The organism is Enterobacter cloacae complex sp. 372C4, from assembly GCF_050030615.1.
Taxonomy (GTDB): domain Bacteria; phylum Pseudomonadota; class Gammaproteobacteria; order Enterobacterales; family Enterobacteriaceae; genus Enterobacter; species Enterobacter intestinihominis.
On the sequence record NZ_JBLGUQ010000001.1, the window covers coordinates 2,476,846 to 2,499,423 of the forward strand.

Consider the following 22,578-nt stretch of genomic DNA (forward strand, 5'->3'; position numbering starts at 1 on the left):
CTCTCCGATCGGGGAGAGGAAAATAGCGATAAAACCTGGAGTTACGACGGAATCAACATTTTGTATTGCAAACGAAACTGTTACGTGTATTTTTGTGAGCTGTTTCGCGCTGTATGAGTGATATGACACTCACTTTCAACATATTATTAACATAATATTCAAATCATAGTATTCATCCCGCCGATTCTTACCTACTATCGATAAGCCCTTACAAAGGGACCGTCATTTATTTGGCGTATTTAAAGGCCAGAAGAGCCTTAACAACACAGACAGGCATAAACAGGAAAATATCACATGGTAGATCAGGTCAAAGTCGCCGCCGCAGAAGAGGCGACGTCTGAACAGTCGCTACGGCGAAATCTCACGAACCGTCACATTCAGCTCATTGCCATTGGCGGCGCCATCGGCACAGGGCTGTTTATGGGCTCGGGCAAAACCATCAGTCTTGCAGGCCCGTCGATCATCTTCGTTTATATGATCATCGGTTTTATGCTCTTTTTCGTGATGCGTGCAATGGGTGAATTGCTGCTCTCGAACCTCGAATACAAATCCTTCAGCGACTTCGCGTCAGACCTGTTCGGCCCGTGGGCTGGCTATTTTACCGGCTGGACCTACTGGTTCTGCTGGGTGGTTACCGGCATGGCGGATGTTGTCGCTATTACGGCCTACGCCCAATTCTGGTTCCCCGGCCTGTCGGACTGGGTGGCCTCGCTGGCGGTGATTGTCCTGCTGCTGAGCCTCAACCTCGCGACCGTTAAAATGTTCGGTGAGATGGAGTTCTGGTTCGCGATGATCAAAATCGTCGCCATCATCGCGCTGATTGTCGTCGGGCTGGTAATGGTGCTGACGCACTTCCAGTCGCCAACTGGCGTTCAGGCCTCGTTTGCCCATCTGTGGAATGATGGCGGCTGGTTCCCGAAAGGCATCAGCGGCTTCTTCGCCGGTTTCCAGATTGCGGTGTTCGCGTTTGTCGGGATTGAGCTGGTGGGAACCACGGCGGCGGAAACTAAAGATCCGGAGAAATCCCTGCCGCGCGCGATCAACTCCATTCCGCTGCGTATCATCATGTTCTACGTGTTCGCGCTGATCATCATTATGTCCGTGACGCCATGGAGCTCGGTAGTGCCAACCAAGAGCCCGTTCGTCGAGCTGTTCGTGCTGGTGGGGCTGCCCGCTGCCGCGAGCCTGATTAACTTCGTGGTGCTGACCTCTGCGGCCTCTTCCGCGAACAGCGGCGTCTTCTCCACCAGCCGTATGCTGTTTGGTCTGGCGCAGGAGGGCGTTGCCCCGAGCGCGTTCGCCAAACTGTCTAAACGTGCGGTACCGGCGAAAGGGCTGACCTTCTCCTGCATCTGTCTGCTGGGCGGTGTGGTGATGCTCTACGTTAACCCGAGCGTAATCGGCGCGTTCACGATGATCACCACGGTGTCGGCGATCCTGTTTATGTTCGTCTGGACCATCATCCTCTGCTCATACCTGGTGTACCGCAAACAGCGTCCACATCTGCATGAGAAGTCGATCTACAAGATGCCACTGGGCAAGCTGATGTGCTGGGTGTGTATGGCGTTCTTCGTCTTCGTGCTGGTGCTACTGACGCTGGAAGAAGATACCCGTCAGGCGCTGATCGTCACGCCGCTGTGGTTTATCGCGCTGGGGCTGGGCTGGCTGTTTATCGGTAAGAAACGGATGGCAGGCATGCGTTAAGCATGTTGCCGGGTGGCGCTGACGCTTACCCGGCCTACGTTCGAGGACGTTGTAGGCCCGGTAAGCGCTAGCGCCACCGGGCTTTTTTATTTACCCGATAATGCACGCGGGAACAGAACGTTATTCTCAAGACTGATGTGTTCCATCAGATCGTCGATCATCTCGTTGATGCCGTTGTACATCGCTTTCCAGGTGGTGCACGCCTCTGGCGGCGGTGTGACATTGTGGGTGGTGTGTTTGATCACTTCCAGCAGTTCGCCGGCGTCATCATGTTCGCTTTCCATCACGCTGATTGGCCCCATTGCCTGGCTGCCCATGCCCTGTTTGATCATCGGGAAGAGGATCTGCTCCTCTTTCATCATGTGGCTGGATAGTTCTTCGTGCAGCATGGTCAGGTATTTCGCCAGGCCGCGCGGTACGGAAGGTTTATCGGCGTGAACGCGCTCAACTTTGGTGGCCTGTAAAATCAGCTCCGGCAGCTGTTCGCGGTGACGGTCGTGGTAACGCACAATGATATGGTCGATGATTTCAGCCAGCGGCGCGGTGCGCCAGTCTTTGTCGACAGGCTGTTCTGCCAGCTTAGCCAGCTCCGCTTCGATAGCTTCTACATCCAGCTCTTTACGCGACGCTGCGCGCGCCAGCGTTTGCTTACCGCCGCAGCAGTAATCCATATCGTATTTACGGAACAGCGCTGAAGCGCGAGGGATGGAGAGCGCCAGCTCGCCTAAGGGTTGGTCGCGGAAGGCCATAGCAGTTACCTCATCATCAGGAATATAAGATGCATTTTAAATGCATCTTTATGTGGATACTATAACCCTTTAGAGGCAAGGGTAAAAATGAGAAGGGGATCACAAAAAAATCGTGCTTTTAACTTGCTGATTGAATGCAGAAAAGGGCTTTCGAAAGTTTTTAAAGGTGGAGAAACAGTAAACAACCTGCCGCGCGTGCCGATAGATACAGGTCAGACAATACCTGTATATAAAAAAGGCAACGCATGTTTAAACGTATAAAAGTCATTACTCTTTTGATTTCGGTGCTGCTTGTGCTCGGCATCATGCAACTGATCTCCGCCGGCATTTTCATTAATGCGCTCAATAACGACAAAGAGAACTTCACCGTTTCTCAGCTTTCCAGCCAGAACGTCGCGGAGTTTACCGACGCCTGGATCAGCCTGAATCAGGCGCGTGTTACCCTTAACCGCGGCATGCTGCGTCTGCAAAGCAGCATGGCGTCGCAGATTAACGGCGGGCAGCTGAACGAGCTGGTCAATACCGCGAAAAACCTGCTGGCTGATGCCCAGACACATTACGATAAATATTACGCGCTGCCGGAAACGCCAGGTATGGACGAGCACCTGGCCGACAGGCTGGAAGAGCACTACCGCATCTACTCCGCCACGCTGACGCAAATGAACGTTCTGCTGGGGCAGGGCAATCTGGAAGATATGTTCAAACAAAATGCCGAACAGAAGCAGACCGCGATGCAAAAGGTCTATCGCGAGTGGCGGGAGGCGCAGGCCGCGCTCACCGACAAAGGCATCAAGGACAATGAAAGCGACTACAAACGCATTCTGTGGATCCTCTCTGCGGTGATGCTGCTGGTGATCGCGGTGATTATTTCCAGCTGGATTGCGATGCGCCGCGTGCTGCTGCTGCCGCTGGAAGAGGTGATCAGCCATATCCGCGCCATTGCGGCAGGGGATTTAACCCAGCCGATTCAGGCTGAGGGTAAAAATGAAATGGCGATCCTGGCGCGCAACGTTCAGGAGATGCAGACTGCGCTGGCCAACACGGTGGGCGTAGTGCGTGAAGGCGCAGATACCATCTACACCGGCGCGGGTGAAATCTCGGCGGGCAGCAACGATCTCTCTTCCCGCACAGAGCAGCAGGCCGCTTCTCTGGAAGAGACGGCAGCCAGCATGGAACAGCTGACCGCCACCGTGAAGCAAAACGCCGATAACGCGCGTCAGGCGTCGCGTCTGGCGCTGGACGCCTCCTCCACCGCGAAGAAGGGCGGAAATGTGGTAGAAGGCGTGGTGCGCACCATGGACGAAATCGCCACCAGTTCCAGCAAAATTGCGCAAATTACCAACGTAATCGATGGCATTGCCTTCCAGACCAATATTCTGGCGCTGAACGCGGCGGTAGAAGCGGCGCGTGCGGGCGAGCAGGGGCGTGGCTTCGCGGTTGTCGCGGGTGAGGTGCGTACCCTTGCCCAGCGCAGCGCTCAGGCGGCGAAAGAGATCAAAGCCCTGATCGATGATTCCGGCGAGCGCGTTAACGCGGGCTCTCAGCTGGTAAATGAAGCGGGCGCGACGATGGCAGAGATCGTCAATGCAGTTACGCGCGTGACTGACATCATGGGTGAGATTGCGTCGGCCTCCGACGAACAGAGCCGCGGTATCGACCAGGTGGGCCAGGCGGTGGCGGAGATGGATCGCGTTACCCAGCAGAACGCCTCGCTGGTGGAGGAGTCTGCGGCGGCGGCGGCGGCGCTGGAAGATCAGGCCGCGCGCCTGAACGACGCGGTGGCGGTGTTTAAGATCACCCGTAACCAGGCGGTGAAAGCCGCGCCGGTAAAGACCTATGCACCTAAAGCGCAGCCCGTAGCGGCGTCTGAAGCGAACTGGGAAACGTTCTGATACTGTGCCGGGTGGCGCTGACGCTTACCCGGCCTACGGTTTTGTAGGCCCTGCAAGCTAAGCGCCGCTGGTCGAAAAGCTCACCCCTCCGACGCCGGAACGACCATCGGTTTTTCCGGCTTCGCTCTCACCGCAATCACCACCCCAACGACCAGCAGCGCGATCCCGCAGGCCGTTAGCAGCGGCGGCACGCTCTGGCGCATCAGGAAGGTATAGAGCAGCCCGGCCAGCGTTTCAAAGACAATCAGTGGCCCCAGTATCACCGTCGGCAGCTTCTGGCTGGCAATGTTCCAGCACAGCGCGCCAACCCACGAACAGAGCACGGCAATGGCGACCATTAGCCCGACGAATACCCACGGGCGCGGTCCGAAGGGCAGGGCGAAATCCGGATGCTGGCTACCCAGCCAGATACATGCACCCACATAGCCCAGCAACGAGACAGGAAGCGTGACCAGCGCCTGCGCCGTCGCCCACATCATCGGATGCTTATCCGGGTTTTCCCGCAGCCAGCGTGCGTTGCGCAGGGCATACCAGGCCCAGCAGACAACCGAAATAACCGCCAGAAAGATCCCAGAACCGTAACGCCACAAGCTGAAGTTTTCGAGGCCGTGGCGTAGCTCGGCAATATTCACGCAAGCCAGCCCCACGGCGATGCATACCAGCGCAGGCACCATTTTTGACCACGCCAGTTTGCCGTCACGCTGGCTATAAAGCAGGTTTGCGAAAACCGGAATGACCACCGGCAGCGTGCCGATAATCATGGTCGACACCGGCGCACCGGTACGCTGAATGGCGCTGGCCAGGCAGACGTAGTAGATAAGATTACCCATCATGGTCAGCCACAGCGCGGTGAGCCAGTCCTGGCAACTCAGCTGGCGCAGACGCGCACGCCCCAGCCATGCCAGCGGCACGGCAATAAGCCCCAGCGCCAGATAGCGTCCGGTCGACTGCAATATTGCCGGGTACTCCGGCACAATCAGCGGGCCGACGAAAATCAGCCCCCACATCAACCCTGCAAGCAGGGCATACAACACGCCGCTAATCATCTTTTCGTCCACAGTAATACATGTTGTAGCCAGTGTAGGAGGCACAGATGCACGCGTATTGTATGAGGTTGCGCATTAGCGCGGCGAAACCTGCTTCTGGTAACGCACGGGCGTAATGCCGTAGCGGCGGGTAAAGGCGCGGGTCAGGTGAGACTGATCGGTCAGCCCCGTTGCGGCGGCCACCTCGGCGGCAGGCATGCCGTGGGTGAGGAATGCTTTGGCGCGCCACAGCCGGATGGCCATCAGCATCTGGTGTGGGGTGACGTGAAAATGGGCCTTAAACTGGCGCTGGAAATGGTACGGGCTGAGCGACACGACGCTCGCCAGTTCGTCCAGGGTGAGCGCGCGCATATAGTTGTCGTGCAGATAGTCGCGAACGCGCTCGAAGCGGTGCGCGCCCTCCCGGGCTACCGGCGCGTGACGGGCCAGCGGCTGGAACGTCTCAATCAGATCCAGCAGCAACCCTTTTTGTGCCAGCGCATCGTTCGTATGCCAAAGGCCGTAAATCAGCTGGCCAATTTGCTGCGAGCGCAGCGGGTCGTGGCGGGTCACGTCGCTAAACCACCAGTGGCGCAGGCCGGTGACTTCTTCCAGCAGGTCGGGTTCGATATAGACCATCCGGTAGCGCCAGCCGCCTTCGGTGGCGGATTCGCCCGTGTGGATCTCGTCCGGGTTCATGGTCACGACCGATTTTTCAGCGGCTAAGTGTTGGGTTCCGCGGTAACGGAAGCGTTCGGCACCGGTTTCAATGGTGCCGATACCGAAGGCTTCATGCGTGTGAGGCTCAAAGGCGTAGTCAGCAATATGCGCGTGATATAGCTCCAGACCCGGCAACTGCGCCAGATGGCGAAAGCGCGCGCTGTCTCTCTCATCAGTAAACTGTTCCGGTACGCCTTGCACGGTGAGCCTCCTTGTGGGTCATCGCTTCATTATCCGAGATGACCCGAAGGGATGCCACAAAAAATAACCAATTCTTAACAATTACAGAATGGCTTTGATGCTCTCCGCCAGCGGCGTGGTCGGACGGCCAATCAGTTTGCTCAGGGTACGGCTGTCGTCAAACAGGCCGCCTTTGGACGCACCGGTATCGGAATCCGCCAGCATCTCCGCCAGCCCGGCAGGCAGACCAACGCCTTTCAGTGCAGCGGCATAATCGGCTTCGCTGAGGTTCTGATACGTTACCGGCTTACCGCTCTGCTTGCTAAGCTCCGCAGCCAGTTCGCTCAGCGTCCAGGCATTGTCACCTGCCAGTTCATACACCTTGCCGGCGTGACCCTCTTCAGAAATCACTTTTGCCGCAGCCGCCGCGTAATCCGCACGGGTCGCAGAGGCAATTTTGCCTTCGCCTGCGGCACCTATAAATACGCCGTGTTCCAGCGCTGGCGGCGCGCTTGCCAGGTAGTTTTCGGTGTACCAGCCGTTGCGCAGCAGGGCGTAAGGCACGCCTGAAGCCGCCAGTGCATTTTCGGTTTCGACGTGATCAACGTGCAGACCCAGCGGGGATCTGTCCGCATGCAGCAGGCTGGTATAGGCGATGAATTTCACCCCGGCGGCTTTGGCGGCGTTTATCACGTTCTGGTGCTGTACGGCGCGCTGGCCCACTTCGCTGGAGGAGATAAGCAGCAGCTTATCCACGCCGTTCAGGGCGGTGGTGAACGCGGCCTGGTCGGTATAGTCCGCCTGACGTACCACAATTCCCCGCTGGCTTAAGGCGTCGGCTTTTGCCGGGTTACGCACAATAGCCACGATCTGGCTGGCCGGAACGGTTTTCAGCAGTTCTTCAATAACGTGTTGGCCAAGCTGGCCGGTTGCGCCGGTAATCGCGATCATGATGAATCTCCTTCGTGTTTGTCTGGTGTTGTGGCACACTATCACCATAACTAACTTTTAGTAAGTACGCACAAAAAGGTAAGTATGAAAACACCGATACCGACGCTCAGCGAGCAAATGCGCGATGGCAATCTCTTCGCAGAACAGTGCCCGTCACGGGAAGTGCTCAAACATGTTACCAGCCGCTGGGGCGTGCTGATCCTGGTGGCGTTACGTCAGGGGACGCATCGTTTTAGCGATCTGCGCCGCAAGCTGGGCGGTGTGAGCGAGAAGATGCTGGCCCAATCGCTTCAGGCGCTGGAGCAGGACGGGTTTGTCGATCGCGTTTCTTATCCGGTTGTGCCGCCGCACGTGGAATATAGCCTGACGCCGATGGGGCTGGAGGTGAGCGAGAAGGTGGCCGCGCTGGCTGACTGGATTGAGGTGAATACGCCGAAGGTGATGGCGAATCGGGACGATCGTGCGGCATGAAATGCCGGGTGGCGGCTTCGCCTTACCCGGCCTACCCGCAATCCTCGATCCCGTAGGCCGGGTAAGCGCAAGCGCCACCCGGCACAATCATCGCTACCTGCTCAAATCCACCTGATAAATCGCGAACCCAATATCATCCGTCGCGACCTGTTTCATCGGATACTGCGCCTTATCCTTGATAAACGCGGCTGCTTTATCGGACGGTGATGTCTCAAAGCGAATATCCAGCGTCGTGTCGCTGTGGATCGGCGCCAGACGCCAGTTGTTATCCACCGCCGGATGAATTTCACCCGCTTTTTTCGACTCCGCGCTAATCCACGCCGCCAGCACCGAACGGTTCTCATCCGGCGAGGCAAAGGCGATGTGGCTGTCACCCGTACCGGCAAACTTACCGCCATAGGCGCGGTAGTTGTTGGTCACCACCAGGAAAGAGGCATTCGGATCAATCGCTTTGCCGTTGAAGGTCAGGTGTTTGATGCGTTCTGCCTGCGGATTAATGGCCTGACATTCGCCGTCATATTTCGCGGGCTGGGTTACATCAATCTGATATTCCACGCCGTCGATCACGTCGAAGTTGTAGGTGCGGAAACCGTCCCAGTTTATCAGCGACTGCGGTTTGCTGCTGTGCGGATCGATCTGGTTGAACTGTCCGGCAGAGCACTCCAGCCACTCCTTCACCTCTTTCCCGGTGGCTTTCACCACCACGAGGGTGTTGGGATAGAGGTAGAGATCGGCGGCATTACGGAAGGTCAACTGGCCTTTTTCCACCTCAACGTAGCTGGCCGGATCGTTCTTACGCCCGCCCACTTTGAATGGCGCCGCGGCAGACAGAACCGGCAGATTGGCCAGATCCGGATCGCCCTGAATATAGTGCTCGGCATAGGCTTTCTGCGCCATGTTGACTACCTGCACGGTCGGGTCATCCTGTACCAGCGCGAGGAAGCTGTACATGTTATCAGCCGATTTACCGATCGGCTTGCTGACAAATTCACGCGTTGCGTCGTGGTCATGCTTCAGGACGTCGACCAGCTTTTTATCTTCTTCGGCCAGGGATTTTTTTGCAGCGGCATCATAAATCGGACGCGCTTCCGCTTTCGACTGCGTGACTTTCCAGCTCCCGCTGTCGTTATTCAGCACCAGATCTACCACGCCAAGGTGGTCGCCCCACATGCCCGGCATCACCGATGGCACACCGTTGAGCGTCCCTTTTTCGATGTCCGCGCCTTTGATACTGGCGAAATCTTTGCCCGGGAAGACGGCGTGGGCGTGACCAAACAGGATCGCATCCACGCCCGGTACCTGGCTGAGGTAATACACGGAGTTCTCAGCCATCGCCTGATACGGGTCGGCCGAGAGGCCAGAGTGGGCCACAACGACCACCACATCTGCACCTTTCGCCCGCATCTCCGGCACGTATTTGCGCGCCGTTTCGGTAATGTCGTTGACGGTTACTTTCCCGTCGAGGTTGGCTTTATCCCACGTCATGATCTGCGGCGGCACAAAGCCGATATAGCCGATTTTCAGCATCTGTTTTTTACCGTCCTGGTCGACAACCTCGGTCTCTTTAATCAGGTAAGGGGTAAAGAGCGGCTTTTTCGTCTTAACGTCGATGATATTGGCATTAACGTACGGGAATTTTGCCCCTGCCAGCGCATCGTGCAGGTATTTCAGGCCGTAGTTAAATTCGTGGTTGCCCAGGTTGCCGACGGCATAGTCCAGCGTATTCATTGCCTTATAAACAGGATGGATCTCGCCTTTCTTCAGCCCCTTCGCCGCCATGTAGTCGCTGAGCGGGCTGCCCTGAATTAAGTCCCCGTTATCGACCAGCACGCTGTTTTTCACTTCACCGCGGGCGGCGTTGATCAAACTTGCCGTACGTACCAGTCCGAATTTTTCGACAGGCGTATCTTTGTAGTAATCGAAGTCCATCATGTTGCCGTGCAGATCGGTGGTTTCCAGAATGCGGAGATCCACCGTCGCTGCCTGAACGCTTGCCGCAATCAGCGTTGCCAGGAGCGTTGCGCTAAACTTAATCATCTGAGGAGTCCTTTTTTCGATCCAAGCCACAAAAGAGTATGTATGTAGTATTTGTTGCTTACAGAAGTGTGAATGCTGCCAGAAAAAAGAACGCTGAAACCAGAATTGCTTCACAGATAGCGGAATTGTTCACATTACGATATAACTAAAACAATAAGTTATGCCCACTGCGTTAACGAAGAGGTGGAGAATGTTAGATCAAATTTGTCAGCTCGCACGGGATGCGGGTGATGCCATTATGCAGGTGTACGACGGTGCGAAACCGATGGATGTTGTCAGCAAAGCGGACGACTCCCCGGTGACGGCGGCGGATATCGCGGCGCATACGGTGATCCTGAAAGGTTTGCAGACCCTGACGCCGGATATTCCGGTCCTTTCTGAAGAAGCGCCCCAGGGCTGGGACGAACGTCAGCACTGGCAGCGTTACTGGCTGGTGGACCCGCTGGACGGCACGAAAGAGTTCATCAAGCGTAACGGTGAATTTACCGTGAATATCGCCCTGATTGAAAAAGGAAAGGCGGTGCTTGGCGTGGTTTATGCCCCGGTGATGAAGGTGATGTACAGCGCGGCGGAAGGTAAAGCCTGGAAGGAAGAGTGCGGCGTGCGTAAGCAGATCCAGGTGCGAGATGCCCGTCCTCCGCTGGTGGTGATCAGCCGCTCGCACAGCGACAGCGAGCTGGAGGAGTACCTGCAACAGCTGGGGGAACACCAGACGACGTCGATCGGCTCGTCGCTGAAGTTCTGTCTGGTGGCGGAAGGGCAGGCGCAGTTGTACCCCCGTTTCGGGCCGACGAACGTCTGGGATACGGCGGCAGGGCATGCGGTGGCTGCGGCCGCTGGCGCGCATGTGCATGACTGGCAGGGTAAGCCACTGGACTACACCCCGCGCGAGTCATTCCTCAATCCTGGCTTCAGGGTGTCACTTTACTGAGTCAGCAGCTTATGCAGCAGGGCAACCACCTGCTGCACCTCATCCTGCGTCAGCGCGCCGTCCTTAACCCACTGTACGCGACCGTTTTTGTCCAGCACAACAATCGCTGAACTCTCTTCTTCCAGCTGCCACGCCTTACGCGTCACGCCGTTGCTGTCGACAATAAACTGCGACCAGGGATAGAGCTTCTTATTGCTCTCAAGGCTTGAGCGCACAAACATCCCGGAGCCGGGAATCGCGTCGTCGGTATTCACGATGGTGGTGGTCTGGTAGCGATCGTGCGGGAGTTTTGCGGCCTTGATCGCTTCCACGAGGGTGGCGTTTTTCTCTTTAGCGGATGTACGTCCGGCAATATGCTGTACAACTCTCACTTTGCCCGCAAGCTGCGCGCTATTCCAGGCTTTATAGCTAAACTTATCATTGTCGAGAATCAATTCTCCCCGGTCAGCAATGCCGACCGGCGGGACACGTTGTCCTTTTTCAATGTTGTGTGCGGAAGCCATCAGCGGCAGCAACAGGCAAGCTGCTGCCAGGAGGTTACGTAGGGTCATGGTGTTTCCTTATTGTGAGCAGGTGATCCGACCACTTGGTCATGCGCTTTTAATCATAAGTGCGATCAATGGGCTTTTCCCGCAATCCCGATGCCAGTTTGCGGGCGAACGCACATATCCACGCAAAAACGACGGCATATACTGCTCTGTATCACGCTTTGCAAAGATTATTCTGAATAATTGTAATCAAACGGTAAATAAACTTATGCACACTGGGTAAGTACGAGGTTCTGGTCTATAGTCATTGGGCATCAAAATTTGCGCTCAGGACAGTCGGGCCGATTGTGGCACCGCAAGGGCGTATGATTCGCAGGAGATACAAGAATGAAAATTTTCCAACGCTACAACCCGCTTCAGGTGGCGAAGTACGTGAAGATCCTGTTCCGTGGACGGTTGTATATCAAGGATGTTGGCGCTTTTGAGTTCGATAAGGGCAAAATCCTTATCCCGAAAGTGAAGGACAAACAGCACTTGTCTGTGATGTCCGAAGTCAACCGTCAGGTTATGCGTCTGCAAACTGAGATGGCTTAACCAACGTGCTATGCAGTAGTAGTTAAAAAGACGGCTCCCAATGGGAGCCGTTGATGTTTGTAGCCGTAGTTTTACATATATTCATGTTCTGGATATTTCACACAGCCTTTCTGGGATGTGAATATATTTCACACTGTTTTATTAAGTTAATCTAAAATTACTTTTCAGCCTGTAACCGTTGATATAGGACATTAAAGCATTAACTGTTTATTGGACTTATCTCGTTACGCAGGAACAATGGTCATCTCACTTTGAAAAGGAGTTAGATGATGGCTATTCCTGCTTATTTATGGCTGAAAGATGATGGTGGTGCGTTAATTAAGGGGGCAGTAGATGTTCAAGGAAGAGAGTCAAGTATAGAGGTTAATGGTTTTTCACATAACGTATCAATTCCTACTGATCCATTGACAGGGAAAATTACAGGAACAAGGAAGCATTCCAGCATCATTTTTTTGAAAGAGTTTGATTCCTCTTCTCCCTATCTATTTAAGGCCGTTTGTACAGGCCAGAAATTAATAAGCGCAGAGTTTAAATGGTATCGTATTAATGATGCGGGGCAAGAAGTTGAATATAATAACATGCTTTTAGAGAACGTCACTATTGTTGGGGTTTCACCAATAATGCATGATACAAAAGATGTATTAAAGGAGAAGCATAATCATCTTGAATGTGTAGAAATACGTTATGAAAAAATTACATGGAAACATTGTGACGGAAACCTGCTTTTTTCAGATAGCTGGAATGAAAGGGGTAAACAATGAGATATCCGGTAAGTACAGTTAATCCTCATCCTCCCTATGATATATCTTCCTTCTCCCCCTTAGGTGTATCAGTTGTAAGTAACATGATGATAGCTCGTTTTCACCGTGGTCCATCAGCGTTAACATATCTTTGGTTTTACAAGCAGGTTCGAGGGCATGGCCCCTGGGATTATAAAAATCAATTAGGCAGGCAATACGAAAATTTCGGCAACTTTCATTATGGAGCGGTGGGTATTGCTGCTGGTATAAAACCTGAGATATTGCTACGAGGTGCAGGTATCGCTCAGATTCTGGCGGGAACGAGTTCTCCTGATTTTGAGAACAATAAAGGACCAGATCCTCATGGCGATGATCCTACAGATCAAACATGGATTAGAGCGGGGATAGACTATGCTCAGCGTGCTGGTTTCTAGGAAGAAAATTTATATATTACTCGCAATCCTGATCTCTTCTTATGGCATATGGCGTGCTGTTGATGAGTTTCTCTATATTGAGCAAGACATTATTCGCAAAGAAAATATCGGGAAGGTTTCCGTACTGTATATTACAGAAAGCAATGCGGGAGCTACGACTTCGAATGTATATAAATATTATTTGGCGTCGTCAAAAAAATCGGAAGAAGCTTTTTTAGGCGATGTCAGGAACGGGTATGCTCCATTTCTGATAACTACGGATCCTGAAGCAAAAGTAGAGAGTGAAGAAAACACTATATATATCACAGTCAGTGGTAAAATTTATCAATTTAGCAATATATCTTACTCAACGCTTATCTATTTGAATTCATCACCTTTTTAAAATTTAGAGTGAATCTCGGAGGGTAAAAGAAAGGGCAGCTCACCGCTGCCCTTCATAAATTACGCCGACACCTTATCTTCCGCATCTGGCAGCTTCGGTACCAGCACGGTCGGTTTACTATCAATGCGCGTTACCAGCAGCTGGTCGATGCGGTAGTTATCAATATCCACCACTTCAAACTTGAAGCCAGAGAATTTCACCGAGTCGGTACGTTTCGGAATCTTACGCAGCATAAACATCATAAAGCCGCCGATGGTCTCGTAGTTTCCGGACTGCGGGAACTCGTCGATGTCGAGCACGCGCATGACGTCTTCAATCGGCGTACCACCATCGATCAGCCATGAGTTCTCATCACGCTGCACAATTTGCTCTTCCAGCCCCTGGCCGACCAGGTCGCCCATCAGCGTCGTCATGACGTCGTTGAGGGTGATAATGCCCACCACCAGCGCATATTCGTTCATGATCACCGCGAAGTCTTCACCGGCGGTTTTGAAACTTTCCAGCGCTTCGGAGAGCGTTAGGGTGTCCGGCACAATCAGGGTGTTGCGGATCTGCACGCCGCTGTTCAGCGCCAGGCTCTGGTTTGCCAGTACGCGGTTCAGCAGGTCTTTGGAGTCCACATAGCCGATGATATGGTCGATATCTTCGTTACAGACCAGGAACTTGGAGTGCGGATGCTGCGCCACTTTGGTCTTCAGGCTCTGCTCGTCTTCATGCAGATCGAACCAGATGATGTTCTCACGGCCGGTCATGGAGGACGGCACGGTACGGGATTCCAGTTCGAAAACGTTCTCGATCAGCTCGTGCTCCTGCTTGCGCAGCACGCCTGCCAGCGCCCCGGCTTCCACCACCGCATAAATATCGTCGGAGGTGATGTCGTCTTTACGCACCATCGGCAGCTTGAAGATGCGGAAAATGACGTTCGCCAGGCCGTTGAAGAACCACACCAGCGGACGGAAGACATACAGGCAGAAGCGCATCGGGTTGATGATACGCAAAGCCACAGCTTCTGGCGCAATCATACCGATGCGTTTCGGGGTCAGGTCCGCGAATAGAATGAACAAACCGGTGACCAGCGAGAAGGAGAGGATGAAGCTCAACTGCTCGGCCAGCTCTGCGGACATGTACTTTACAAAGAGGCTATAAAACGCCGGAGAAAATGCTGCATCGCCCACGATACCGCCAAGAATGGCGACCGCGTTCAGGCCAATCTGCACCACGGTAAAGAACATGCCTGGGTTTTCCTGCATTTTCAGAATGCGTGATGCGTTGATGTTGCCCTCGTCGGCAAGCAGCTTCAGTTTGATTTTACGGGAGGCAGCCAGCGAGATCTCCGATATCGAGAAAAATGCACTGACGGCAATAAGACAAAGTATTACTAAAATACTGTTTAACATAGTTTATCCGGCTTCTCGCCAGATCCTCAGAAGGGGAGTTGATACCATTCGTGTGAAGACACATTGAACTCAGCTCGTAGCGTTGAGCCGATTATTTCAGCGGTAGTATAGCGTAAAGGCGTGTAAATCTGCCAGAGGTCACGTTTTCGGCAAAAAGTGGCCGGATGAAAGGGCAGAGAGTGGTTAAGTAATGAACTGACACTTTTGCTTACAGGCGCGCCACGCGGCTCGCGTGGCGCTAATGTTGTAATCAGTCCTGCTGTGGAGGCAGACAGACGCCGATGCCGCCAATGCCGCAGTAGCCGTACGGATTTTTATGCAGATACTGCTGGTGGTCGTCTTCGGCATAGTAGAACGGTTTCGCAGTAGCGATTTCCGTCGTGACCTGACGTTTATCACCGGCTGCCTGCATCGCTTCCTGGAAACGCGTCAGGCTGGCGTGGGCCGCAGCCTCCTGCTCAGGGGTGAGCGGATAGATGGCCGAGCGGTATTGGGTGCCGTGATCGTTACCCTGACGCATGCCCTGCGCCGGGTCATGATTTTCCCAGAACACCTGGAGCAGCTGTTCATAGCTAATGACGCTCGGGTCATACACCACACGCACCGCTTCAGCATGACCGGTCTCACCGGAACAGACTTCGCGGTAGGTTGGGTTAGGCGTATATCCTCCGGTGTAGCCCGCAGCGGTGCTGTACACGCCCGGCAGTTGCCAGAACAGGCGTTCTACGCCCCAGAAGCAGCCCATGGCAAACAGGGCGATCTCCATTCCATCAGGAACGTTTGTCATTGAATGGTTGTTTACGGCGTGTAATGTCGCCACTGGCATAGGGGTGTTGCGTCCCGGTAACGCATCGGCTTGTGATACCAGATGCTTTTTATCAAATAAACTCACGGTGGGGCCTCCGGGGTAGCGTTGTTTCGGTTAAGGTTGTCACGAAGCGTTTAATTGAACACAATAAATGCGATGAATGAGTCTAGATTTAATCATAAGAAATATTTGGGTGTTAGGCCCTTTTTCAACCCGTAATTTGGGTTTTTGGCTTTCAGGCCGTATTTTGCCGCGGAGCGGCACTGCATTTGCTTCCAGGGTGGAAACAGGGATATTCAGGAGAAAACGTGACAAAGATCCGCCAGTTATGTTTAGTCAGTTTAATGCTGACAAGCGGGATTGCCAGCGCGGCGAATGTCCGTTTGCAGGTTGAGGGGTTATCCGGGGCGCTGGAAAAAAACGTGCGTGCGCAGCTTTCCACTATCCAGAGCGATGAAGTCACGCCGGATCGGCGTTTTCGCGCGCGCGTGGATGACGCCATTCGCGAAGGCTTAAAGGCGTTGGGGTACTACGAACCCACCATTGATTTCGATTTACGGCCGCCGCCGGCTAAAGGACGTCAGGTATTGATTGCCCGCGTCTCGCCGGGAGAACCCGTCCTGATTGGCGGCACGAACGTGGTGCTGCGCGGCGGTGCACGCACGGATCGTGACTACCTGGATCTGCTCAGCAACCGCCCGAAAGTGGGCACCGTGCTTAATCACGGGGATTACGATCGCTTTAAAAAATCCTTAACCAGCGTTTCGCTGCGCAAGGGCTACTTTGACAGCCAGTTCAACAAAAGCCAGCTGGGCGTTGCGCTTGAACGACGTCAGGCATTCTGGGATATCGATTACGACAGCGGCGAGCGCTATCGGTTTGGCGATGTAACCTTTGAAGGATCGCAAATCCGTGATGAGTATCTGCAAAACCTGGTGCCGTTCAAAAAGGGCGACTACTACCAGTCTAGCGACCTGGGCGAGCTGAACCGTCGTTTATCTGCCACCGGCTGGTTTAACTCCGTGGTGGTGGCACCGCAATTTGATAAATCCCGTAAAACGAAAGTGTTACCGCTGCATGGCGTGGTCTCACCGCGCACCGAGAACACCATTGAGACCGGTGTCGGCTACTCCACGGACGTCGGCCCGCGTGTGAAAGCCTCGTGGAAAAAACCGTGGATGAACTCCTACGGTCACAGCCTGACCACCAGCCTCAGCCTGTCTGCGCCTGAACAGCAGCTGGACTTCAGCTATAAAATGCCGCTGCTGAAAAATCCGCTTGAGCAATACTACCTCGTGCAGGGCGGCTTTAAGCGTACCGATTTGAACGATACCGAACAGGATTCGACGACGCTTGCGGTATCACGCTTCTGGGATCTCTCCAGCGGCTGGCAGCGCGCCATTAACCTGCGCTGGAGCCTTGACCACTTTACTCAGGCAAACGTCACCAACACCACCATGCTGCTTTATCCGGGCGTGATGATCAGCCGTACCCGCTCGCGCGGTGGCCTGATGCCGACCTGGGGCGATTCTCAGCGCTACTCCATCGATTATTCCAACTCCGCCTGGGGCTCAGACGTGGATTTCTCCGTCGTGCAGGCGCAAAACGTCTGGATCCGTACCCTCTACGACAAGCACCGCTTTGTGGTTCGCGGCAACCTGGGCTGGATCGAAACCGGTGACTTCGAACGCGTTCCGCCAGATCTGCGTTTCTTCGCCGGGGGCGACCGCAGCATTCGCGGATATAAGTACAAATCGATCTCACCTGAAAACGAGAAAGGCCAATTGACCGGGGCCTCTAAACTGGCGACCGGCTCGCTGGAGTATCAGTACAACGTCAGCGGCAAATGGTGGGGCGCCATGTTTGTCGACAGCGGCGAGGCCGTGAACGACATCCGCCGCAGCGATTTCAAAACCGGCGCGGGTGTGGGCGTGCGCTGGCAGTCACCGGTCGGGCCGATCAAGCTCGATTTCGCCGTTCCGGTGGGCGACAAAGAAGAACACGGTTTACAGTTTTACATCGGTCTGGGGCCTGAATTATGAGTTTATGGAAGAAGATAAGCCTCGGGGTGCTGATTTTTATCGTATTACTGCTCGGTACGGTGGCATTTCTGGTGGGTACCACCACTGGTCTGCATCTACTGTTTAACGCCGCGAACCGCTGGGTGCCAGGGCTGGAAATCGGCCAGGTGACGGGCGGCTGGCGCGATCTGCGCCTGAAGAATATTCGTTATGAACAGCCCGGCGTGGCGGTGAACGCGGGCGAATTTCATCTGGCGGTAAAGCTCGGCTGCCTGCGGGACAGCCAGCTTTGCGTAAACGATCTGTCGCTAAAAGATGTGAACGTGGCGATAGACTCCAAAAAAATGCCGAAGTCTGAGCCTGTCGAAGAAGAGGACAGCGGCCCGCTGAATCTCTCCACGCCGTACCCGATTGCGCTCTACCGGGTCGCGCTGGATAACGTCAATATCAAAATCGACGACACGACGGTATCCGTGATGGATTTCACCTCCGGTCTGCGCTGGCAGGAGAAAAACCTCACCCTGACCCCAACCTCCCTGCAAGGGCTGCTGATTGCGCTGCCGAAGGTGGCCGACGTGGCGCAGGAAGAGATCGTCGAGCCGAAGATCCAGAACCCGCAGCCGGAAGAAAAACCGCTGGGTGAAACGCTGAAAGATCTCTTCTCGAAACCGGTTCTGCCGGAGATGACCGACGTGCATCTGCCGCTGAACCTCAATATCGAAGAGTTTAAGGGCGAGCAGCTGCGTCTGACCGGCGATACCGATCTGACGGTCTTCAACATGCTGCTTAAAGTCAGCAGTATCGACGGCAACATGAAGCTCGACGCGCTGGATATCGATACCAACCAGGGGTCGGTAAATGCCTCAGGCAATGCGCTGCTGCGCGATAACTGGCCGGTAGATATTACCCTTAACAGCGCCCTGAACATCGATCCGCTGAAAGGCGAGAAGGTGAAGGTGAAAGTCGGCGGCGCGCTGCGCGAGAAGCTGGAGTTCGGCGTGAACCTCTCCGGCCCTGTGGATATGGTACTGCGCGGGCAAACCCAGCTGGCAGAGGCCGGTCTACCGCTCAACCTTGAGATTGTCAGCAAGCAGCTTTACTGGCCGTTCACCGGTGAAAAGCAGTTCCAGGCAGACGATCTAAAGCTGAAGCTGAGTGGCAAAATGACCGACTACACGCTGTCGTTCCGTACGGCAGTGAAGGGGCAGGGAGTACCGCCCGCCGATATTACTCTGGATGCGAAGGGTAACGAGTTGCAGGTTAACCTCGACAAGCTGACCGTGGCGGCGCTGGAAGGGAAAACCGAGCTGACCGCGCTGCTCGACTGGCAGCAGGCGATCAGCTGGCGCGGCGAGCTGAAGCTGACCGGGATCAACACCGCTAAAGAAGTCCCGGACTGGCCGTCAAAACTGAATGGTCTGATCAAAACCCGCGGTAGCCTGTACGGCGGCACCTGGCAGATGGACGTGCCGGAACTCAAGCTCACCGGTAATGTGAAGCAGAACAAAGTCAACGTAGAGGGCTCGCTTAAGGGCAACAGCTATCTCCAGTGGGTGATCCCGGGCCTGCACGTGGCGCTGGGCCGCAACACGGCAGATATCAAAGGCGAGCTGGGGGTGAAAGATCTCGATCTGGATGCCACCATCGACGCGCCAAATCTCGATAACGCCCTGCCGGGTCTTGGCGGGACGGCGAAGGGGTTAGTGAAGGTTCGCGGTACAGTGGAGGCGCCGCAGCTGCTGGCGGACATCACCGCCAATAACCTGCGCTGGCAGGAACTTTCCATTGCCCGCGTGCGCGTCGAAGGGGACGTGAAATCCACCGATCAGATCGGCGGAAACCTGGACCTGCGCGTGGAGCGTATCTCCCAGCCGGACGTGAACATCAGTCTGGTCACGCTGGCGGCAAAAGGTAACGAAAAGCAGCACGATCTCCAGCTGCGCGTGCAGGGCGAGCCGGTCTCCGGGCAGCTGCACCTGACGGGCAGTTTTGACCGCCAGGCAACGCGCTGGAAGGGCGTGCTGGATAACACCCGCTTCAGCACGCCGGTCGGCCCGCTGGTGCTGTCCCGATCCATCGCGCTGGACTACCGCAATGCGGAGCAAAAGATCAGCATTGGGCCACACTGCTGGACCAACCCGAATGCTGAGCTGTGCGTGCCGCAGACCATTGATGCGGGCGCGGAAGGACGCGCGCAGATCAACCTCAACCGTTTTGACCTGGCGATGCTGAAACCGTTTATGCCGGAAACCACCCAGGCCAGCGGGGTCTTCAGCGGTAAAGCGGACGTCGCGTGGGACACCACCAAAGAGGGACTGCCGCAGGGCAGCGTTACCCTCTCCGGGCGTAACGTGAAGGTGACGCAGGAGGTCAATGACGCGCCGCTGCCGGTGGCGTTCGACACCCTGAATGTGAACGCTGACCTGCGTAACAATCGTGCGGAACTGGGATGGCTTATTCGTCTGACCAACAACGGTCAGCTTGACGGACAAGTGCAAATTACCGATCCGCAAGGGCGGCGCAATCTCGGCGGCAACGTCAATATTCGCAACTTCAACCTGGCGATGGTGAATCCGATTTTCTCGCGGGGAGAAAAGGCGGCGGGGATGCTCAGCGCCAACCTGCGTCTGGCGGGGGATGCGCAAAGCCCGCAGCTGTTTGGCCAAATGCGGTTAAACGGCGTGGACATTGACGGTAACTTTATGCCGTTCGATATGCAGCCAAGCCAGCTGACGATGAACTTTAACGGCCAAAGCTCAACCCTCAGTGGCTCAGTGCTGACACAGCAGGGACAAATCAACCTGACTGGTGACGCAGACTGGAGCCAGCTCGACAACTGGCGCGCCCGTATTGCGGCCAAGGGCAGCAGGGTGCGTATCACGGTACCGCCGATGGTGCGCCTGGACGTGTCGCCAGACGTGGTCTTTGAGGCAACGCCGAGTCTCTTCACCCTGGACGGCCGCGTCGACGTGCCCTGGGCGCGCATCGTGGTTCACGAAGTGCCGGAAAGCGCGGTTGGCGTCTCCAGTGATGAAGTTATGCTCAATGAAAATCTGAAACCTGTTGAACAGAAGAGCGCTGGCATACCGATCAATAGTAATCTTATTGTGCACGTGGGGAATAACGTGCGTTTGGACGCGTTTGGGCTGAAGGCGAGACTCACGGGCGACCTGAAGGTGGCGCAGGATCAACAGGGGCTTGGCCTCAATGGACAAATCAATATTCCTGAAGGGCGCTTCCATGCCTACGGTCAGGATTTGATTGTGCGTAAAGGTGAGCTGCTGTTCTCCGGCCCACCGGATCAGCCGGTACTCAATATCGAAGCGATCCGTAACCCGGAAGCCACCGAAGATGATGTGATTGCGGGCGTGCGCGTGACGGGCTCCGCCGATGAACCTAAGGCAGAGATCTTCTCTGACCCGGCCATGTCGCAGCAGGAAGCGCTCTCCTACCTGCTGCGCGGCCAGGGTCTGGATAGCCAACAGGGCGATGGTGCGGCAATGACATCGATGTTAGTCGGTCTGGGGGTTGCACAAAGTGGTCAGGTTGTGGGTAAAATCGGCGAGACGTTTGGCGTAAGCAATCTGGCGCTGGACACTCAGGGCGTGGGTGACTCCTCGCAGGTAGTGGTCAGCGGCTATGTACTGCCGGGTCTACAGGTAAAATATGGCGTGGGGATCTTTGACTCACTGGCTACACTCACGTTACGTTATCGCCTGATGCCTAAGCTATATCTGGAAGCAGTGTCCGGCGTAGACCAGGCACTTGATCTGCTCTATCAGTTTGAGTTTTAGCAATGCGAATATTTGTTTACGGCAGTTTACGAACCAAGCAAGGCAACAGCCACTGGATGACCAACGCCCAGTTGCTGGGAAATTACACAATCGAAAACTACCAGTTGTACAGTCTGGGCCACTATCCAGGCGCGGTTCCGGGGAACGGAACGGTACAGGGTGAGGTTTATCGTATTGATAATGCTACGCTGGCCGAACTTGATGCCTTGCGCACCAGGGGCGGTGAATACGCTCGCCAGTTGATCCAGACGCCTTACGGCAGTGCATGGATGTATGTGTACCAACGTTCGGTCGACGGGTTAACGCTGATTGAAAGCGGTAACTGGTTAGACAGAGACCAGTTCTGAAAAACGACAGCGCCACCGTAAGGTGGCGTTATCGTTTTGCGCCTCTTGCTGATTGTAGGCCCGTGCAAGCGTAGCGCCGCCGGGCGCATCGAAAGGCACAAAAAAGCCCCGACGCGCGGGGCTTAGTATCAGCAGTAAGAATTACTTCTTAGCAGCACGCTCGAAAGAGGCGATGATTTCTGCTTTCGCCGCTTCTGCGTTATCCCAGCCTTCAACTTTAACCCATTTGCCTTTTTCGAGATCTTTGTAGTGCTCGAAGAAGTGGGCGATCTGCGCTTTCAGCAGCTCTGGCAGGTCGTTCACATCTTTAATGTGATCGTACTCTTTGCTCAGCTTGGTGTGCGGTACGGCAACCAGTTTCGCATCTTCACCCGCTTCGTCAGTCATTTTCAGCACGCCAACAGGGCGGCAGCGAATGACGGAGCCTGGCTGCAATGGGTATGGCGTTGGGACCAGTACGTCAACCGGATCACCGTCCAGAGACAGAGTGTGGTTGATGTAGCCGTAGTTGCACGGATAGAACATGGCGGTAGACATGAAACGGTCAACGAACAGCGCACCGGTGTCTTTGTCGATTTCGTATTTGATTGGATCTGCGTTGGCCGGGATTTCGATCACAACGTAGATGTCTTCTGGCAGTTCTTTACCCGCAGGGACGTTGAGTAAGCTCATGTCGGTGTCCTTTAAAATGGATGGTAAACAAGTGGCAGGTATTATAGCCAACTGGCGCTGAAAGTCTTCGCCTGTTTTCGACTTATCTCCCTCGCACTTTCACTTTTCAGACCGTTTCTATGACAGGATAATCCATAAACTCAGCCGCATTTTAAATGTGGAAATGAAAGCGATTACAAACTTGTGATTAACGTTTTATTCACTTTTCTGAAGTGTGATGTAACGCAATCCGTAACATATT

At 54.8% G+C, this 22,578-nt stretch carries 20 protein-coding genes; 11 read left to right on the plus strand and 9 right to left on the minus strand.

Features of this window, described 5'->3' with window-relative positions:
• Window positions 1–294 precede the first annotated feature (294 nt).
• A complete protein-coding gene (gene cycA / locus ACQG11_RS11940; RefSeq protein WP_426728382.1) occupies window positions 295–1,704 on the plus strand; it encodes a D-serine/D-alanine/glycine transporter in 1,410 nt (469 codons plus the stop codon).
• An 86-nt stretch (window positions 1,705–1,790) separates the two neighbouring features.
• Here the strand turns inward: cycA and ytfE are convergent, their stop codons facing one another.
• On the minus strand, window positions 1,791–2,453 hold the full coding sequence (ytfE, locus tag ACQG11_RS11945; protein ID WP_023299148.1) for an iron-sulfur cluster repair protein YtfE: 663 nt from the start codon (window positions 2,451–2,453) through the stop codon (window positions 1,791–1,793).
• A 245-nt stretch (window positions 2,454–2,698) separates the two neighbouring features.
• On the opposite strand from ytfE, the gene ACQG11_RS11950 reads away from it, so the two are divergent.
• Complete coding sequence (locus ACQG11_RS11950) at window positions 2,699–4,345, plus strand: methyl-accepting chemotaxis protein (protein ID WP_023299149.1); 1,647 nt, start codon at window positions 2,699–2,701, stop codon at window positions 4,343–4,345.
• 80 nt (window positions 4,346–4,425) lie between these two features.
• Here ACQG11_RS11950 and ACQG11_RS11955 read toward each other — a convergent pair whose 3' ends face one another.
• The 3 genes from ACQG11_RS11955 to ACQG11_RS11965 all read right to left on the minus strand — a co-directional run bounded on the left by ACQG11_RS11955 (window position 4,426) and on the right by ACQG11_RS11965 (window position 7,221).
• Window positions 4,426–5,391, minus strand: a complete 966-nt coding sequence (locus tag ACQG11_RS11955; protein ID WP_063150717.1) for a DMT family transporter — start codon at window positions 5,389–5,391, stop codon at window positions 4,426–4,428.
• A 75-nt stretch (window positions 5,392–5,466) separates the two neighbouring features.
• Entirely contained in the window at window positions 5,467–6,291 is an 825-nt protein-coding gene (locus tag ACQG11_RS11960) for an AraC family transcriptional regulator (protein ID WP_023299151.1), read from the minus strand.
• A gap of 81 nt (window positions 6,292–6,372) precedes the next feature.
• Window positions 6,373–7,221, minus strand: a complete 849-nt coding sequence (locus ACQG11_RS11965; RefSeq protein WP_426728383.1) for an SDR family oxidoreductase — start codon at window positions 7,219–7,221, stop codon at window positions 6,373–6,375.
• 84 nt (window positions 7,222–7,305) lie between these two features.
• Between ACQG11_RS11965 and ACQG11_RS11970 the strand changes: the two genes are divergently transcribed.
• Window positions 7,306–7,692 carry a winged helix-turn-helix transcriptional regulator gene (locus ACQG11_RS11970; protein WP_022646846.1) on the plus strand — a complete coding sequence of 129 codons (387 nt, stop codon included), beginning with the start codon at window positions 7,306–7,308 and terminating at the stop codon, window positions 7,690–7,692.
• A 93-nt stretch (window positions 7,693–7,785) separates the two neighbouring features.
• On the opposite strand, the gene ACQG11_RS11975 is transcribed toward ACQG11_RS11970, so the two are convergent.
• Window positions 7,786–9,729: a bifunctional 2',3'-cyclic-nucleotide 2'-phosphodiesterase/3'-nucleotidase gene (locus ACQG11_RS11975; protein ID WP_426728384.1), complete on the minus strand. Its 1,944-nt coding sequence runs from the start codon at window positions 9,727–9,729 to the stop codon at window positions 7,786–7,788.
• Between the two features lie 190 nt (window positions 9,730–9,919).
• On the opposite strand from ACQG11_RS11975, the gene cysQ reads away from it, so the two are divergent.
• Entirely contained in the window at window positions 9,920–10,660 is a 741-nt protein-coding gene (gene cysQ, locus ACQG11_RS11980; RefSeq protein WP_022646848.1) for a 3'(2'),5'-bisphosphate nucleotidase CysQ, read from the plus strand.
• Here cysQ and ACQG11_RS11985 read toward each other — a convergent pair.
• Window positions 10,654–11,211 (minus strand): YtfJ family protein, encoded by a 558-nt coding sequence (locus tag ACQG11_RS11985; protein ID WP_017383934.1) that lies wholly within the window; start codon window positions 11,209–11,211, stop codon window positions 10,654–10,656. The genes cysQ and ACQG11_RS11985 overlap by 7 nt on opposite strands.
• Window positions 11,212–11,535: 324 nt before the next feature.
• On the opposite strand from ACQG11_RS11985, the gene ACQG11_RS11990 reads away from it, so the two are divergent.
• From ACQG11_RS11990 to ACQG11_RS12005, 4 genes are all read left to right on the plus strand, one after another.
• Window positions 11,536–11,742: a DUF1107 domain-containing protein gene (locus ACQG11_RS11990; RefSeq protein ID WP_003856054.1), complete on the plus strand. Its 207-nt coding sequence runs from the start codon at window positions 11,536–11,538 to the stop codon at window positions 11,740–11,742.
• Between the two features lie 269 nt (window positions 11,743–12,011).
• Window positions 12,012–12,503 carry an Hcp family type VI secretion system effector gene (locus ACQG11_RS11995; RefSeq protein ID WP_108367491.1) on the plus strand — a complete coding sequence of 164 codons (492 nt, stop codon included), beginning with the start codon at window positions 12,012–12,014 and terminating at the stop codon, window positions 12,501–12,503.
• Window positions 12,500–12,916, plus strand: coding sequence for a polymorphic toxin type 44 domain-containing protein (locus ACQG11_RS12000; RefSeq protein WP_071892806.1), 417 nt, complete (start codon window positions 12,500–12,502; stop codon window positions 12,914–12,916). Before ACQG11_RS11995 ends, ACQG11_RS12000 begins: the two co-directional genes overlap by 4 nt.
• Complete coding sequence (locus ACQG11_RS12005; RefSeq protein WP_046621024.1) at window positions 12,894–13,298, plus strand: hypothetical protein; 405 nt, start codon at window positions 12,894–12,896, stop codon at window positions 13,296–13,298. Before ACQG11_RS12000 ends, ACQG11_RS12005 begins: the two co-directional genes overlap by 23 nt.
• A gap of 59 nt (window positions 13,299–13,357) precedes the next feature.
• Here ACQG11_RS12005 and ACQG11_RS12010 read toward each other — a convergent pair whose 3' ends face one another.
• Together ACQG11_RS12010 and msrA are read right to left on the minus strand one after the other, a co-directional pair.
• Window positions 13,358–14,695 (minus strand): hemolysin family protein, encoded by a 1,338-nt coding sequence (locus ACQG11_RS12010; protein ID WP_022646849.1) that lies wholly within the window; start codon window positions 14,693–14,695, stop codon window positions 13,358–13,360.
• 250 nt (window positions 14,696–14,945) lie between these two features.
• Window positions 14,946–15,587: a peptide-methionine (S)-S-oxide reductase MsrA gene (msrA, locus tag ACQG11_RS12015; RefSeq protein WP_003856057.1), complete on the minus strand. Its 642-nt coding sequence runs from the start codon at window positions 15,585–15,587 to the stop codon at window positions 14,946–14,948.
• Window positions 15,588–15,811: 224 nt separating this feature from the next.
• On the opposite strand from msrA, the gene tamA reads away from it, so the two are divergent.
• Genes tamA through ACQG11_RS12030 form a run of 3 tightly spaced genes read left to right on the plus strand, consistent with a single transcriptional unit; the run spans window position 15,812 to window position 21,665 of the window.
• Window positions 15,812–17,545, plus strand: a complete 1,734-nt coding sequence (gene tamA / locus ACQG11_RS12020; RefSeq protein ID WP_022646850.1) for an autotransporter assembly complex protein TamA — start codon at window positions 15,812–15,814, stop codon at window positions 17,543–17,545.
• A complete protein-coding gene (gene tamB / locus ACQG11_RS12025; RefSeq protein ID WP_045307821.1) occupies window positions 17,542–21,318 on the plus strand; it encodes an autotransporter assembly complex protein TamB in 3,777 nt (1,258 codons plus the stop codon). Before tamA ends, tamB begins: the two co-directional genes overlap by 4 nt.
• Window positions 21,319–21,320: 2 nt before the next feature.
• Window positions 21,321–21,665 carry a gamma-glutamylcyclotransferase family protein gene (locus ACQG11_RS12030; protein WP_045307822.1) on the plus strand — a complete coding sequence of 115 codons (345 nt, stop codon included), beginning with the start codon at window positions 21,321–21,323 and terminating at the stop codon, window positions 21,663–21,665.
• Window positions 21,666–21,806: 141 nt separating this feature from the next.
• Here the strand turns inward: ACQG11_RS12030 and ppa are convergent, their stop codons facing one another.
• Window positions 21,807–22,337 (minus strand): inorganic diphosphatase, encoded by a 531-nt coding sequence (gene ppa / locus ACQG11_RS12035; RefSeq protein WP_006810347.1) that lies wholly within the window; start codon window positions 22,335–22,337, stop codon window positions 21,807–21,809.
• Between the last annotated feature and the right edge of the window lie 241 nt (window positions 22,338–22,578).

What these genes read in the sequence shown, in the direction of transcription:
- ytfE (WP_023299148.1), bottom strand. Translation starts at nt 2,453, where the DNA reads ATGGCCTTCCGCGACCAACCCTTAGGCGAGCTGGCGCTCTCCATCCCT.
- ACQG11_RS11985 (WP_017383934.1), bottom strand. Translation starts at nt 11,211, where the DNA reads ATGACCCTACGTAACCTCCTGGCAGCAGCTTGCCTGTTGCTGCCGCTG.
- ACQG11_RS12000 (WP_071892806.1), top strand. Translation starts at nt 12,500, where the DNA reads ATGAGATATCCGGTAAGTACAGTTAATCCTCATCCTCCCTATGATATA.
- cysQ (WP_022646848.1), top strand. Translation starts at nt 9,920, where the DNA reads ATGTTAGATCAAATTTGTCAGCTCGCACGGGATGCGGGTGATGCCATT.
- ACQG11_RS12010 (WP_022646849.1), bottom strand. Translation starts at nt 14,695, where the DNA reads ATGTTAAACAGTATTTTAGTAATACTTTGTCTTATTGCCGTCAGTGCA.
- ACQG11_RS12030 (WP_045307822.1), top strand. Translation starts at nt 21,321, where the DNA reads ATGCGAATATTTGTTTACGGCAGTTTACGAACCAAGCAAGGCAACAGC.
- ACQG11_RS11970 (WP_022646846.1), top strand. Translation starts at nt 7,306, where the DNA reads ATGAAAACACCGATACCGACGCTCAGCGAGCAAATGCGCGATGGCAAT.
- ACQG11_RS11965 (WP_426728383.1), bottom strand. Translation starts at nt 7,221, where the DNA reads ATGATCGCGATTACCGGCGCAACCGGCCAGCTTGGCCAACACGTTATT.
- tamB (WP_045307821.1), top strand. Translation starts at nt 17,542, where the DNA reads ATGAGTTTATGGAAGAAGATAAGCCTCGGGGTGCTGATTTTTATCGTA.
- cycA (WP_426728382.1), top strand. Translation starts at nt 295, where the DNA reads ATGGTAGATCAGGTCAAAGTCGCCGCCGCAGAAGAGGCGACGTCTGAA.
- ACQG11_RS11995 (WP_108367491.1), top strand. Translation starts at nt 12,012, where the DNA reads ATGGCTATTCCTGCTTATTTATGGCTGAAAGATGATGGTGGTGCGTTA.
- ppa (WP_006810347.1), bottom strand. Translation starts at nt 22,337, where the DNA reads ATGAGCTTACTCAACGTCCCTGCGGGTAAAGAACTGCCAGAAGACATC.
- ACQG11_RS11950 (WP_023299149.1), top strand. Translation starts at nt 2,699, where the DNA reads ATGTTTAAACGTATAAAAGTCATTACTCTTTTGATTTCGGTGCTGCTT.
- ACQG11_RS12005 (WP_046621024.1), top strand. Translation starts at nt 12,894, where the DNA reads ATGCTCAGCGTGCTGGTTTCTAGGAAGAAAATTTATATATTACTCGCA.
- ACQG11_RS11955 (WP_063150717.1), bottom strand. Translation starts at nt 5,391, where the DNA reads ATGATTAGCGGCGTGTTGTATGCCCTGCTTGCAGGGTTGATGTGGGGG.
- ACQG11_RS11990 (WP_003856054.1), top strand. Translation starts at nt 11,536, where the DNA reads ATGAAAATTTTCCAACGCTACAACCCGCTTCAGGTGGCGAAGTACGTG.
- ACQG11_RS11975 (WP_426728384.1), bottom strand. Translation starts at nt 9,729, where the DNA reads ATGATTAAGTTTAGCGCAACGCTCCTGGCAACGCTGATTGCGGCAAGC.